Annotated in this window: 11 protein-coding genes; 9 read left to right on the forward strand and 2 right to left on the reverse strand. The window is 72.8% G+C overall.

Annotated elements, in window-relative coordinates:
• Nucleotides 1-94: 94 nt before the first annotated feature.
• The 4 genes from ACZ7EC_RS23230 (at nucleotide 95) to ACZ7EC_RS23245 (ending at nucleotide 3962) form a co-directional block, all read left to right on the forward strand.
• Nucleotides 95-2350 (forward strand): MMPL family transporter, encoded by a 2256-nt coding sequence (locus ACZ7EC_RS23230; RefSeq protein WP_471065261.1) that lies wholly within the window; start codon nucleotides 95-97, stop codon nucleotides 2348-2350.
• Nucleotides 2328-2903 carry a GNAT family N-acetyltransferase gene (locus ACZ7EC_RS23235; protein WP_471065263.1) on the forward strand — a complete coding sequence of 192 codons (576 nt, stop codon included), beginning with the start codon at nucleotides 2328-2330 and terminating at the stop codon, nucleotides 2901-2903. Before ACZ7EC_RS23230 ends, ACZ7EC_RS23235 begins: the two co-directional genes overlap by 23 nt.
• A 45-nt stretch (nucleotides 2904-2948) precedes the next feature.
• A complete protein-coding gene (locus ACZ7EC_RS23240) occupies nucleotides 2949-3599 on the forward strand; it encodes a hypothetical protein (protein WP_471065265.1) in 651 nt (216 codons plus the stop codon).
• A 129-nt stretch (nucleotides 3600-3728) separates the two neighbouring features.
• Nucleotides 3729-3962 carry a DUF6191 domain-containing protein gene (locus ACZ7EC_RS23245; RefSeq protein WP_471065267.1) on the forward strand — a complete coding sequence of 78 codons (234 nt, stop codon included), beginning with the start codon at nucleotides 3729-3731 and terminating at the stop codon, nucleotides 3960-3962.
• Here the strand turns inward: ACZ7EC_RS23245 and ACZ7EC_RS23250 are convergent.
• Nucleotides 3959-5122, reverse strand: coding sequence for a PQQ-dependent sugar dehydrogenase (locus tag ACZ7EC_RS23250; RefSeq protein WP_471065268.1), 1164 nt, complete (start codon nucleotides 5120-5122; stop codon nucleotides 3959-3961). The genes ACZ7EC_RS23245 and ACZ7EC_RS23250 overlap by 4 nt on opposite strands.
• A 52-nt stretch (nucleotides 5123-5174) precedes the next feature.
• Nucleotides 5175-6173, reverse strand: coding sequence for an aldo/keto reductase (locus ACZ7EC_RS23255; RefSeq protein WP_471065270.1), 999 nt, complete (start codon nucleotides 6171-6173; stop codon nucleotides 5175-5177).
• Nucleotides 6174-6247: 74 nt separating this feature from the next.
• Here ACZ7EC_RS23255 and ACZ7EC_RS23260 point away from each other — a divergent pair, with 74 nt between their 5' ends.
• The 5 genes from ACZ7EC_RS23260 to ACZ7EC_RS23280 form a co-directional block, all read left to right on the forward strand.
• Nucleotides 6248-7288 carry a 2-hydroxyacid dehydrogenase gene (locus ACZ7EC_RS23260; RefSeq protein WP_471065272.1) on the forward strand — a complete coding sequence of 347 codons (1041 nt, stop codon included), beginning with the start codon at nucleotides 6248-6250 and terminating at the stop codon, nucleotides 7286-7288.
• A 383-nt stretch (nucleotides 7289-7671) separates the two neighbouring features.
• Nucleotides 7672-11100 carry a putative bifunctional diguanylate cyclase/phosphodiesterase gene (locus ACZ7EC_RS23265; RefSeq protein ID WP_471065274.1) on the forward strand — a complete coding sequence of 1143 codons (3429 nt, stop codon included), beginning with the start codon at nucleotides 7672-7674 and terminating at the stop codon, nucleotides 11098-11100.
• 243 nt (nucleotides 11101-11343) lie between these two features.
• Nucleotides 11344-13194, forward strand: coding sequence for an acetolactate synthase large subunit (locus ACZ7EC_RS23270; RefSeq protein WP_471065276.1), 1851 nt, complete (start codon nucleotides 11344-11346; stop codon nucleotides 13192-13194).
• Between the two features lie 21 nt (nucleotides 13195-13215).
• Nucleotides 13216-13740, forward strand: a complete 525-nt coding sequence (gene ilvN, locus ACZ7EC_RS23275; protein ID WP_397983877.1) for an acetolactate synthase small subunit — start codon at nucleotides 13216-13218, stop codon at nucleotides 13738-13740.
• Nucleotides 13741-13869: 129 nt separating this feature from the next.
• Nucleotides 13870-14260: NAD(P)-binding domain-containing protein (locus tag ACZ7EC_RS23280; RefSeq protein WP_471065278.1), on the forward strand; the 391-nt coding region annotated here is incomplete at its 3' end.

Here is a 14260-nt window from a genome sequence, read left to right on the forward strand (position 1 = left end):
TCCTCTGATTGCTCATGCGTTCTTTGCGGGCTGTTCCGTCCATGGACGATCTTTCCCGGTCAAAGATCCACAAACCATCCCTGGGAGCACGTCCGTGGCAGCCCTCGCGCGCTGGTGCGTCCGGCACCGACTGATCGCCGTCCTGCTGTGGCTGTGCGCCTTCGGCGGGGCCACCGCGGCCGCCTCCGTCGCCGGCACGTCGTACTCGAACGACTACGCGGTCCCCGGCACCGAGTCCGGCCGCGCCGCTCAGCTGCTCCAGGCGGGCTTCCCCGGCCTCGGCGGCGACAGCGACACCGTCGTCTGGCACACCACCAAGGGCACCGTCCGCGCCGCCGACGTCGAACAGAGCATGACCGGCGCCCTCGACCGGATCGCCGGCCTGCCCGGCGTCGCCTCCGTGGACGGCCCGTACGGCGCTCAGGGCGCCCGGCAGATCAGCGCCGACGGCCGGACCGCCTACGCCACCGTCACCTTCGCGCAGCAGGCCGAGGACATCGGCGCGAACGAGGCCCGGGCCGTCGTGGGCGCCGCCAAGGCCGCCGAGGGCGACGGCCTCCAGGTGGAACTGGGCGGCAGCGCCATCGGGCTCACCGAGACGCCGGACGACCGCACCGCGGAGGTGGTCGGCGTCCTCGTCGCCGCCGTCGTCCTCTTCCTCGCCTTCGGCTCGCTCGCCGCCTCCCTGCTGCCGATCGCCACCGCCCTGATCGGGGTGGGCACCGCGCACGCCGGCATCGGGCTGCTCGGCCACGCCATGACGGTCGCCGACTTCGCGCCCATGCTCGGCATGCTCATCGGCCTCGGCGTCGGCATCGACTACGCGCTGTTCATCGTCACCAGGCACCGGCGCGGACTCAAACGCGGCCTGGACGCCACCGAGGCCGCCGTCAGCGCCGTGACGACCACCGGACGCGCCGTCGTCTTCGCGGGCGCGACCGTGTGCATCGCCCTGCTGGGCATGCTGATCCTGCGGCTGAGCTTCCTCAACGGCGTCGCCGTGGCCGCGAGCCTCACCGTGATCCTCACCGTCGCCGCCTCGGTCACCCTGCTGCCCGCCCTGCTGTCGTACATCGGACCGCGCGCCCTGGGCCGCCGCGAACGCCGCAGGCTCGCCGAGCACGGGCCGCGCCCCGAGGTGCCCACCGGCCTCGCCGCCCGCTGGTCCGCGCTGGTGGAGCGGCGCCCCAAACTGCTCGGCGCGCTCGCCGTCGCCGTGATCGCGCTGCTCGCCCTGCCCACCCTCTCGCTCCACCTCGGCACCTCCGACCAGGGCAACGACCCCCGCACCTCCACCACCCGCAAGGCGTACGACCTGCTCGCCGACGGCTTCGGCCCCGGCGTCAACGGGCCGCTGACCCTCGTCACCCGCGTGGACGGCGCCGCCGACCGGCTCGCCCTGGACCGCCTCGACACCACCCTGCGCGCCACCCCCGGCGTCGCCTCCGCCACCCCGGCCGCCTACGCCACCGGCGGCGAGACCGCCTACCTCACCGTCGTGCCCGACTCCGCGCCCCAGTCAAGGGCGACCAGTGCCCTCGTGGACCGGCTGCGCGAGAGCGTGCTGCCTCGCGCGGAACGGGGCACCTCCCTCGACATCCAGGTCGGCGGGGTGACCGCCAGCTACGACGACTTCGCCGATGTCATCGTCGGAAAACTCCCGCTGTTCGTCGGCACCGTCATCGGGCTCGGCTGCCTGCTGCTGCTCGTCGCCTTCCGCTCGCTCGGCATCCCGCTCAAGGCCGCGGTGATGAACATCGCCGCCGTGGCCGCCGCGTTCGGCGTCGTCGTGGCCGTCTTCCAATGGGGGTGGGGCAGCGAACTGCTCGGCCTCGGCCGCGCGGGCCCCATCGAGCCCTTCCTGCCCGTGATCATGGTCTCCGTCCTCTTCGGACTCTCCATGGACTACCAGGTCTTCCTGGTCAGCCGGATGTACGAGGAATGGCTGGCGACCGGCGACAACCGGCGCGCCGTCCGGGTGGGCCTCGCCGAGACCAGCCGGGTGATCAACTCGGCGGCCGTGATCATGATCTCCGTCTTCCTGGCCTTCGTGCTCAGCGGCGACCGCGTGATCGCCATGTTCGGCATCGCGCTGGCCGCCGCGGTCGCCCTGGACGCCTTCGTGCTGCGCACCCTGCTGGTGCCCGCCCTGATGCATCTGCTCGGCGCGGCCAACTGGTGGCTGCCCGGCTGGCTGGAGCGCCGGCTGCCGCACATCAGCATCGAGCCGCCGGAGTGCCGGGCCGCGCATGAGAGGCTCGCACGGGTCCCGGCCGACCGGCTCGGCCGCGACCGGACGGACGAGTGGCAGGAGGAAGCACCACACCATGTACGCGATACCCCTGGGTGACGACGACGCCGAACTGCGCCCCCTGGAGGTCTGGCACGCCGAGGAGCTGCTGGCCCATATCGACCGAGGACGCGCGTTCATCGGGCGGCACGTCGGACTGCCGGAGGTGGTGGCCGACCTGGACGGCGCCCGTGCCTATCTGCGGTCGTACGCCGACAAGCGCGCCGCCGACGCGGGCGCGCTGCACGGCATCTGGCAGGGCGGGAGGCTGGTCGGCGGGCTCCTCTTCCGCACCTGGGACACGCCGAGCGGGGTGTGCGAGGCCGGCTGCTGGCTGGAACCGTCGGCGGCCGGACGCGGGCTCGTCACGCGCGGCATGCGGATCCTGCTCGACTGGGCGTTCGAGGAGCGCGGCATGCACCGCGTCGAGTGGCACGTCTCCACCGCGAACCAGCCCAGCATCGACGTGGCCCGGCGGCTCGGCATGACCCGTGAGGGTGTCCTGCGCGAGAACTACCCGCACCGTGGGGAGCGCACCAGCACCGAGATCTGGTCCCTGCTGGCACCCGAATGGCGCACGGCCCGTTCCGGTGACGCGCAACACGCCCACTGACGATCATTAAGCGCCCTCTCAGACGGCATCCGTACGGTTGCTGCCATGGCAACGAAGACATCGGAAGACGCCGCGGCCGGTACGACGGCGGCGCAGCACGACGACGAGACGACACAGGGGGGCGACACCGCGGGGCAGGACACCGCGGTCGAGGCGGAGACGACGCCCGCGGGCGCACAGGGCGCGGTGGCCGGGGGCGCCGACGAGACGGCCGGCGACGCGCCGGCCGGGGAGACGCCGGACGGCGCTGTGGACGAGCCGGTGGACGAGCCCGTGGCCGACGCGGCCGACACCAAGGCGCCCACCGGGGTCGGCCAGGGCGCCGGTGCCGTCGTCTCCGCCGCGCTGGGCCTGGTCTCGCTCAGCGGCGGCTGGGTCGGCACGGTCGCGGGCGCCCGCCAGCAGCTCATCGGCCAGCTGCGGACGTCCTCCACGGCGGGCGTCGCCACGCAGATCAAGGCGGTCTACGGCGACGCCTGGCACACCACCGCGCTGTGGGCCGGCTTCTTCGCCCTGCTCGCGCTGATCACCGGCGTGGTCGTCCTCGCCCGCCCCGCCTTCGGCACCCCCGGCCGTCCCCAGGCACCCTGGATCAAGTCGGTGGCCTGGGCGGGCGTCTCACTCGGCGTCATCGGCCTCCTGCTGGCGGTCCTGAAGTACTCGGACGCGCTCCTGGCGCTGCCGTCGGCGAGCTGAGGGGGCGGCAGCCCACGACGCCCGCGGGGGCCTCGGGGAACTCGTGCACATGTCACGGTTCCCCGAGGCCCCCTTCGCGTGCGGTGCGGGAGATGATGGCCCCAGGACAACCGGCAAGGGGGAGCAGCCGTGTTCGACGCCTTCAGTGAACTGTTCGCGCCGGGGCGCAAACACACCCGCGAGGAGCAGAACCGCCTCGAACTGACCCGAGAGGAGGTCGGCGACAGCGACCCCGGCCGCGGGCCCATAGACCTCACCTCCGGCAAGGCGGTCATCCGCCTGTCCGCTCCGGCCCCGGCCACCACGGAGCCGGAGCGGGACGGGGCGGGGGAAAGTCCCCGGGAGGAGTCGGGGCGAGGCTAGCTCACCTGGAGCTCCAGCAGCCTGTCGTCCCCCTTCTTCGGATGTCCCCGGCCGTCCGTGTTGTTCGTGAGCAGCCAGAGTCTGCCGTCACCGGCCGGGGCGACCGTGCGCAGACGGCCGTAGGTGCCGGTGAGGAAGGACTGGGGTGCGGCCGCCGCTCGGGTGCCGCGCAGCGGGATGCGCCACAGGCGTTCGCCCTTGAGGGCGGCCATCCAGATGACGCCGTGCACGTAGGCGATGCCGCTGGGGGAGGCGTCGTCGGTGTGCCACTGGGCGAGGGGGTTCTGGAAGCGGGGGTTCGCGGACCTGCCCTCGGCGTCGGGCCAGCCGTAGTTGCCGCCGGGCTTGATGGCGTTCAGCTCGTCCCAGGTGTCCTGGCCGAACTCGGAGGCGAACAAGCGCTGGCGGTCGTCCCAGGCGAGGCCCTGGACGTTGCGGTGGCCCAGGGAGTAGACGGGGGAGTCGGGGAAGGGGTCGCCGGGGGCCGGTTCGCCGTCCGGGGTCAGCCGGAGGATCTTGCCGCCCAGGGAGCCCCGGTCCTGGGCGAGTCCGCGCCGGCCGCTTTCGCCGGTGCCGGCGTACAGCATGCCGTCGGGGCCGAACGCGATCCGGCCGCCGTTGTGGATGGGGCCCTTGGGGATGCCCTTGAACACCGTGTCGGGGGCGCCCAGTTGCTCACCGGCCGGCTTCTTGTCGTCGTACAGCATGCGGACGATGCGGTTGTCCGAGGCGGAGGTGAAGTAGGCGTAGATCATGCGGTCCGAGGTGAAGTGCGGGGACAGCGCGATGCCCAGCAGGCCGCCCTCGCCCGCCGGGGCGACCCCGGAGACCGTGCCCAGTTCGGTGGTGCGGCCCGTGTCCGGGGCGATGCGGGTGATCGTCCCGTCGTCGCGGGAGGAGACCAGCAGATCGCCGCCCGGCAGCACGGCCAGCCCCCACGGTGACTTCAGGTTCCCGGCCACCGTGCGCAGCACCCGCACCGAGCCCTTGGCCGGCGCCGCCGACTCCGTGGCCGGGGCGGCGGGCGCGGTGCTCGGCGGCGCCGTACGGGGCAGCTGCCCCGGAAAGCCCACGCCCGGCGAGCCGGACGAGCAGCCCGCCGCCAGCAGGAGGGCGGCCGCGGCCAGCACGGTCGGCACAGCTCGACGTCGCACGATCATGATCCCTTCGGGGCGGCGTTCCAGCGGCAGGTCTTCCCCTCCCAAGGGTCCCTCAGTCCCACGACCCCTGCGCCCCCGGCAGCCGCGCGATCTCCGCCAGATCTTCGGGCGACAGCCGCAGCCCGGCCGCCGCCGCGTTCTCCGCGGCCCAGCGCTCCCGCTTCGTGCCCGGCACCGCGACCACATGGCGCCCCCGCGACAGCACCCAGGCCAGCGCCACCTGCGCCGGGGTGATCTCCGGGCCGTGCCGCCGGGCGACGCGGCGCAGACCGGCCACGATCGGCTGGTTGGCGGCCATCATCTCGGCGGTGAACCGGGGGTGGCGGGCGCGCACGTCGTCCGGTTCGAAGCCCTCGCCGGGCGTGAGCGTGCCGGTCAGGAAGCCGTTGCCCAGCGGCATCGCCGCCAGGAAGCCCACGCCCCGCGCCTCGCACCACGGCAGCAGCGTCCGCAGCGCCTCCGGCGACCACACCGACAGCTCCGCCTGGACCGCGGCCACCGGGAACACCTGCTGCGCCCGCTGCAACAGGCGCAGCGTGCCGTCGTACAGGCCCGCGCCCGAGCGGCGTCCGCCGCGCGCGCCCAGCGCGCACAGGCCCAGCGACCGCACCTTCCCGGCCCGCACCAGCTCGGCCATCGCGCCCCAGGTCTCCTCGATCGGCACCTCGGGGTCGGGGCGGTGCAGCTGGTAGAGGTCGATCACATCCGTCTGGAGCCGGCGCAGCGAGGCGTCGCAGGCCCGTCGCACATAGCCGGGGCGGCCGTTGGCCACGATGTGCTGCTCGCCCACCAGCAGCCCCACCTTCGTGGAGACGAACGCGTCCGCCCGCCGCTCCCTGAGCACCCGGCCGAGCAGCAGCTCGTTGGTGAACGGGCCGTACATGTCCGCGGTGTCCAGCAGGCTCGCCCCCAGGTCCAGCGCCCGGTGCACGCATCTCACCGACTCGTCGCCCCGTTGCCGCGAGGTGCTGTACGCCCAGCTCATCGGCATGCACCCGAGTCCGACGGCCCCCACCGCGAGCGCCCCCGCGCCGATCGTCCTGCGCTCCACCTGCTCCGGAACCTCCCTTGGCCGGTCCCCAACCTAACCTCTGCGCCGCGCGTACCTGACATAGCCTCCTGACCATGAGCGCAGACGTATGGCTTCCGCTTCCGCCCGAGGAGATCGAGGGGCTGCCCGAGGGCCTCCGGTATCTGTTCTGGGACGGCGGCGAGGACGGCGACCAGGAATTTCCGGGCGACCCCGCGCGGTGCGTGATGTACGTGGTGCCGTACATGAGGCGGGGGCCGGTCAAGGTGCGGCCACTGGAGCGGCTGAGCGGCGTCGAGGTCATCCAGACGCTCACGGCCGGCGTCGACGACATCACCGCGCGGCTTTCGGCCATCAGGCCGGGCGTACGGCTGTGCAACGCGCGCGGGGTGCACGAGGCGAGCACCGCCGAGCTGGCGCTCACCCTGACCCTGGCCGCGCTGCGCGGCATCCCGGAGTTCGTGCGGGCCCAGCAACAGGAGCGCTGGCAGGGCGTGTTCCGGCCCGCGCTCGCCGACAAGAACGTGCTCATCGTCGGCTACGGCTCGATCGGCGCCGCCATCGAGGACCGGCTCACGCCCTTCGAGCTTGCGCGGGTGGCGCGCGTCGCGCGCTCCCGGCGCACTACGGCGCGCGGTCTCGTGCATCCGATCGCCGATGTGCTCTCTCTGCTTCCGGACGCCGATGTGGTGATTCTGTCCACCCCCCTCACCGACGCCACCCACCGTCTGGTGGACGCCGAGTTCCTCTCCCGGATGAAGGACGGGGCGCTCCTGGTGAACGTCGCGCGCGGGCCCGTCGTGGACACGAACGCGCTGCTCGCGGAGCTGGAGCGGGGCCGGATCACCGCCGCCCTGGACGTCACCGACCCGGAGCCGCTGCCGCCCGGCCACCCCCTGTGGAAGGCCCCCGGCGCACTGATCACCCCACACGTGGGCGGACCCACCTCCGCCTTCCTGCCGCGCGCCAAGCGGCTGCTGGTCGATCAGCTGACCCGGTTCGTGCGCCACGAGCCACTGCGGAACGTGATCCTGACGACGGGTCAGGACCCGAAGGACCCGGTGGGAACGGCCCCCGGTGATCCGTCGGGAACGGATCCGGAGGGCCCGGACAGCCCCGGAACGGGCGGGATTTAGGGCCGTTCCGGCACCCTCCGCGACCTCTCGGACGCGGCCCGTGCCCGCATCGCCGCTGCTCGTCACGGAGCGTAGAGAAGCTATGTCCCTGAGTGACGATCCTGGTGTATCGTCCCGACTGGGGCAGCGCCGCCTACATCGGCGCCGGGGATGACATTTCAGATCTTGTGAGGGGGGCGACGGGCGATGCACGGCCTATGGACGAACGATCCGACGCGGTGGAGCCGGCGACGGCGGCCCTGGCGCACGGCCGCGGGCAGACCCGGCCACCACACCGCTCACCACACCCACCACCCGCGCCGGCCGGCCGGCCCCCGCAGGCACGCACACCCGGTGCGCCGGGTGCAGCGGGAAGCGGGCGCCTCGGCCACCGGGAGGCCCCGGTGAGCGCCCCCACGCCGACCACCACCGTCCACGCGCAGGTGCGCGCGCCGCACCCCCACCAGGACCCGCCCGCGCCCGGACGGCTCCGCATCCGGCGCACCCGCGCCTGTGAGCAGCTCGTCCTCGCCCTCGTCTGCGCGGCGTACGCCGTCGGCGCCGCCTTCGACTGGGGCACCGACGAACTCGCGCTGATCATGGGTGACTTCGGGCTCAGCGCCGCGGCGGCCGCCGCCGCCGTCTCCTGCTTCCTGTACGGCCGCGGACCGCGGGTGCGCTACCGCCCCGCCTGGCTGCTGTTCAGCCTCTCCTCGGCCATGGCCTCCCTGGGCAACGGCGTCTGGGGCTGGTACGAGGTGGTGCTCGGCCGGCCCGTGCCCAACCCGTCGTACGCCGATCTGTTCTTCCTGTGCTTCGCGCCGCCCGCGATCGTGGGCCTGCTGGTGCTCGCCAGCCGTCCGGTCACACGGGCGGGCTGGATCTGCCTGGGGCTGGACGCCTGGCTGGTCGGCGGCTCGCTGCTCACCCTGTCCTGGAGCCTCGCGCTCGCCCAGGCGGCCCGGTTCGACGGGCCGAGCGTGGCGCACACCGCGCTGTCACTGGCGTACCCGCTGCTGGACATCGCGCTGGTCAGCATGGTGCTCGCCCTGCACTTCCGGCGCGCCCCCGGCAACCGCACCGCCGTGAACACCGCGATCGGCGCGCTCGCCCTGACCGTGATGTGCGACGCGCTGTTCACCTCGCCGCTGCTGCACAGCAGTTACCACTCCGGGCAGCTGCTGGACGCGGGCTGGTTCGCCGGGTCGCTGCTGCTCGCCTACGCCCCCTGGGCCACACCCCGGCCGGGGAGCGCACCGCAGGCCAGGGTGGTGGACGGGCACACCCGCACGGCCACCGGGCACCTCCGCGCGACCGCCGGGCACCCGCGCGCCACCGGCACCCGGCCGCCGTCCGCGCCCGCCGCCGGTCACCAGCCGCCGCCCGCGCCCGCCCCGACCGCCGAGCACAGCCGGGACCCCGGCTCCGGTCAGGACGCGTACACGGGTTCCGGGCACGACACGTACGCGGGCGCCGAGCGCGACGCGTACGAGGGCTCCGGGCACGGCTCGTACCCGGACACCGAATCCGGCCGCCCCCGCGACGCCGGCGGCCCGTTCCCGGACACCGGGGACGGCTTCTCCCCGAGCGCCGGGCTCGGGCCCCGCCCGGCACCCGAGCCCTACCCCGGCGCCGACCACGTCCGTTACCCGGCCGGCCGCCCGATCACCGGCTCGCTCGCCGCGCTCACCCCGTACCTCGCCGCCGCGGTGTGCACCCTGGGCATCCTGTACAACGTCCTCAACGGCCGCAGGCCCGACCACGTCGTGCTGATCACCGCGGGCTGCGTCGTGCTCGCCCTCGTGATCCGCCAGGGCATCATGCTGCTGGACAACATCGCCCTCACCCAGGAACTGGCGCAGAAGGAGAACCACTTCCGCTCCCTGGTGCAGGGCTCCAGCGACGTCATCATGATCGCCGCGCCCAGCGGCATCCTGCGCTACGTCTCCCCGGCCGCCGCAGGGGTCTACGGCCGCCCCGCCGAGGAACTGGTGGGCACCGAGCTGGCCGCCCTGATCCACCCCGAGGACCTGGGCTGCGTGGTGCACGAGGTGCGCCGCTTCCTCGCGGCCTCCCCGGCCGTGGAGCCCACCACCCGCATCGAGTGCCGCTTCCGCTTCGGCGGCGGGGCCGCCTCCCGGCCGGGCGAGGCCGGGAGCGCGGGAGGCTGGCTGAACGTCGAGTCCACCGTCAGCCGCCACCACGGCGGCCTGATCTTCAACAGCCGGGACGTCACCGAACGGGTCCGCCTCCAGGCGCAGCTGCAGCACAACGCGGAGCACGACCCGCTGACCGACCTGCCCAACCGCGCGCTGTTCACCCGGCGCGTCCAGCAGGCCCTGTCCGGCCGCCGGGCCACCGACCGGGGCGCCGCCCTGCGCGGCACCGCGGTCCTCTTCATCGACCTCGACGGCTTCAAGGCCGTCAACGACACCATCGGTCACCAGGCCGGCGACGAACTCCTCGTCCAGGCCGCCCGCAGGCTCCAGGACGCGGTCCGCCAGGGCGACACCGCCTCCCGGCTGGGCGGCGACGAGTTCGCGGCCCTGATCGTCGGGGACGGCACCCATGACCGCGCCGCCCGCGAGCGCAACATCCTGGAGCTCGCCGACCGCCTCAGGATGACCCTCTCCCAGCCCTACGCGATCGACGGCAACGATGTCCGGGTCAACGCCTCCATCGGCGTCGCCTTCGCCGAACCCGGCCTCGGCGCGGGCGAGTTGCTGCGCAACGCCGACCTCGCGATGTACCGCGCGAAGTCGGCCGGAAAGGGCCGGGTCGAGCTGTACAAGCCGCAGATGCAGCAGGACGTCGTACGCAAGGCGGAGCTGGCCACCAGGCTGCGCGCCGCGCTGCACGACGGCGAGTTCGCGCTGCTGCACCAGCCCGTGGTGTCGCTGGACGACGGCCGGATCACGGCGGTCTCCGCGCAGGCCCGCTGGCGCTCCTCCCAGGGGGTGCTGTTCACCCCGGCCGAGTTCCTGCGGGTGACCGAGGACGGCGACAAGACGGCCGAGCTGGACCGCTGGATCCTCCAGGAGGCCGTGGCGGGGGCCGCCGAGCGGGCGGCGAGCGGGCTCGTCGCACCGGTGGCGGTGCGGATGAGCGCCCGGCGGCTGCTGGACCGCTCGCTGCCGCCCGGCTCCGTGGAAGCGCTGCTGACCAGGTACGGACTGCCGCCGGGAGCGCTGGTCATCGAGCTGTCCGACACCGATCCCGGTCTCGGTCTGGACGAGCTGGAGCGGCGGCTGACCGCGCTGAGCCGGCTCGGGGTGCGCATCGCGCTGGACGGCTTCGGCAGCGGCCACGCGGCGATCACCGCGCTGCGGCGGCTGCCCGTGGACATCCTCAAGCTGGACCGCGGCCTGGTCGAGGGCGTGCTGGAGTCCGCGCGGCTGCACAAGATCACCAGCGGGCTGCTGCGGATCGCGGGCGATCTCGGGCTCCAGTCCGTCGCCGAGGGCGTGGACCTGCCCGAGCAGGCCCTGGCCCTGCGCGCGATGGGCTGCACCCATGGCATGGGCGCGGCGTTCTCCGGCCCGCTGGACGAGTACCGGCTGCGCCGGGCGCTCGGCGCCGGGGTGTGCCCGGCGCCGACGGCCGGCCCGCACGTGCAGACCGGACCGCACCTGCCGGCCGGCCCGCACGTGCCCGCCGTCCCCCACCCGGCCACCGGGGCGCACCCCTCGGCCGAACCGGCGTTCGCGGGCCGGGTACGGGAAACCCAGGGGCGACTGGGCGCCGCGGGGGTGTACACCGGAGGAGTACCCGCAGTTCTCGGAGGCGGCAGTGCCCTTCGTTCACATTCTGAGACGTCCGTCCCACCCACTTGACACGTGGTGCGCCCCGGAGGGAGGGTCAGTGCCATGCGCACCCGAATTCTCGTACTTGGACAGCGCGTCGGCTGAGCTGGGACCTACCGGAACGCGATCCGGAATCCCCAGCGACCCTCACCGGCGCGCTCCCCTCGCTTGCCTCACGGCACGAGGGGTTTTTTGTTGCACGGGTGCCCCCCGTGCGACACCCGAACTCCGCCCGAACCTCGCAAAAAACCTCAGCATCGAGAAGAGAAGCCGATGACCGAGCAGGCCACCGGGGCCCATCATCCGCAGCCCCGGCCCCGATCCGGCGGACAGCACTCCGCCCCCGTCGAGCACGTCACGGGCGCGCAGTCCCTCATCCGCTCCCTCGAGGAGGTCGGGGCGGACACGGTATTCGGAATTCCCGGCGGCGCGATCCTGCCGGCGTACGACCCGCTGATGGACTCCACCCGCGTGCGCCACGTGCTCGTCCGGCACGAGCAGGGCGCCGGGCACGCGGCCGAGGGATACGCCCAGGCCACCGGCAAGGTCGGCGTCTGCATGGCGACGAGCGGACCGGGCGCCACCAATCTGGTCACCCCGATCGCCGACGCCCACATGGACTCGGTGCCGATGGTCGCGATCACCGGCCAGGTGGCGTCGAAGGCGATTGGCACGGACGCCTTCCAGGAGGCGGACATCGTCGGCATCACCATGCCGATCACCAAGCACAACTTCCTGGTGACCAAGGCCGAGGACATCCCGCGGATCATCGCGCAGGCCTTCCACATCGCCTCCACCGGCCGCCCCGGCCCGGTCCTGGTCGACATCGCCAAGGACGCCCTCCAGGCGAAGACCACCTTCTCCTGGCCGCCGGTCATGGACCTGCCCGGCTACCGCCCGGTCACCAAGCCGCACGCCAAGCAGATCCGCGAGGCCGCCAAGCTGATCACCGCCGCCAAGCGGCCCGTGCTCTACGTCGGCGGCGGCGTGCTGAAGGCCAAGGCCACCGCCGAGCTGAAGGTCCTCGCCGAACTCACCGGAGCGCCCGTCACCACCACCCTGATGGCGCTCGGCGCGTTCCCCGACAGCCACCCGCTGCACGTGGGAATGCCGGGCATGCACGGCGCGGTCACCGCCGTCACCGCCCTCCAGAAGGCCGACCTGATCGTCGCCCTCGGCGCCCGCTTCGACGACCGTGTCACCGGCAGGCTGGACAGCTTCGCGCCGTACGCCAAGATCGTGCACGCCGACATCGACCCGGCCGAGATCGGCAAGAACCGCGAGGCCGACGTGCCGATCGTGGGCGACGCCCGCGAGGTCATCGCCGACCTGGTGCAGGCCGTGCAGAAGGAGCACAGCGAGGGCAACCGGGGCGACTACAGCGCCTGGTGGAACGACCTCAACCGGTGGCGCGAGACCTACCCGCTCGGCTACGACCGCCCCGAGGACGGCTCGCTGTCCCCGCAGGCCGTCATCGAGCGCATCGGGCAGCTCGCCCCCGAGGGCACCATCTTCGCGGCCGGAGTCGGCCAGCACCAGATGTGGTCCGCGCACTTCATCCAGTACGAGCAGCCCGCCACCTGGCTGAACTCCGGCGGCGCCGGAACCATGGGCTACTCGGTCCCGGCCGCCATGGGCGCCAAGGCGGGCAGGCCCGAGCGGACGGTCTGGGCGATCGACGGCGACGGCTGCTTCCAGATGACCAACCAGGAACTGACCACCTGCGCCCTGAACAACATCCCGATCAAGGTCGCCGTCATCAACAACGGCGCGCTCGGCATGGTCCGCCAGTGGCAGACTCTGTTCTACAACCAGCGCTACTCCAACACCGTCCTGCACAGCGGTCCCGACGACGTCAACCCCGACGCGCGGGGCACGCGGGTGCCGGACTTCGTGAAGCTGGCCGAGGCGATGGGCTGCGTGGGGCTGCGCTGCGAGCGCCCCGAGGACCTGGACAAGGTCATCGAGGAGGCCAATTCCATCAACGACCGTCCGGTGGTCGTGGACTTCATCGTCCACCAGGACGCCATGGTGTGGCCGATGGTCGCCGCCGGCACCTCGAACGACGAGATCATGGCCGCGCGGAACGTCCGCCCCGACTTCGGCGACAGCGAAGACGACTGAGCGAGAGAGACGCGAAAAACCATGTCCAAGCACACGCTCTCCGTCCTGGTGGAGAACAAGCCGGGCATCCTGGCCCGGATCGCCGCCCTGTTCTCCCGCCGCGGCTTCAACATCGACTCGCTCGCGGTGGGCGTCACCGAACACCCCGACATCTCCCGGATCACCATCGTGGTCGGTGTCGAGGAACTGCCGCTGGAGCAGGTGACCAAGCAGCTCAACAAGCTCGTCGAGGTGCTGAAGATCGTCGAGTTGGAACCCACTCAGGCGGTCCAGCGCGAACTCGTCCTGGTGAAGGTCCGCGCGGACAACGAGACCCGCTCCCAGATCGTGGAGATCGTCCAGCTGTTCCGCGCCAAGACCGTGGACGTCTCCCCGGAGGCCGTCACCATCGAGGCCACCGGGTCGGGCGAGAAGCTCTCCGCCATGCTCAAGATGCTGGAGCCGTTCGGCATCAAGGAGCTGGTCCAGTCCGGCACCATCGCCATCGGCCGCGGCGCCCGTTCGATCACGGACCGCTCGCTGCGCGCCCTGGACCGCTCCGCGTAACACCCGGCACGCGGGCGTGCGGGCGGCCGGCCCGCACCGCTCGCCCGTATGCCGAGACCCCCGAACCACCTCGTCGCCCACCGGCATACGGTGGGACGCACCACCTGCACACATAGGGAGAGACCCAAAGTGGCCGAGCTGTTCTACGACGCCGACGCCGACCTGTCCATCATCCAGAACCGCAAGGTCGCGGTCATCGGTTACGGCAGCCAGGGCCACGCGCACGCCCTGTCGCTGCGCGACTCCGGTGTCGACGTCCGGGTCGGCCTGCACGAGGGCTCGAAGTCCAAGGCCAAGGCCGAGGAGCAGGGCCTGCGCGTGGTCACCCCGGCCGAGGCCGCGGCCGAGGCCGACGTGATCATGATCCTGGTCCCGGACCCGATCCAGGCGCAGGTCTACGAGGAGTCCATCGCCGGGAACCTGAAGGACGGCGACGCGCTGTTCTTCGGCCATGGCTTCAACATCCGCTTCGGCTTCATCAAGCCCCCGGCCGGCGTGGACGTCTGCATGGTCGCCCCGA

The sequence above is a fragment of the Streptomyces sp. NPDC037203 genome (assembly GCF_055605065.1).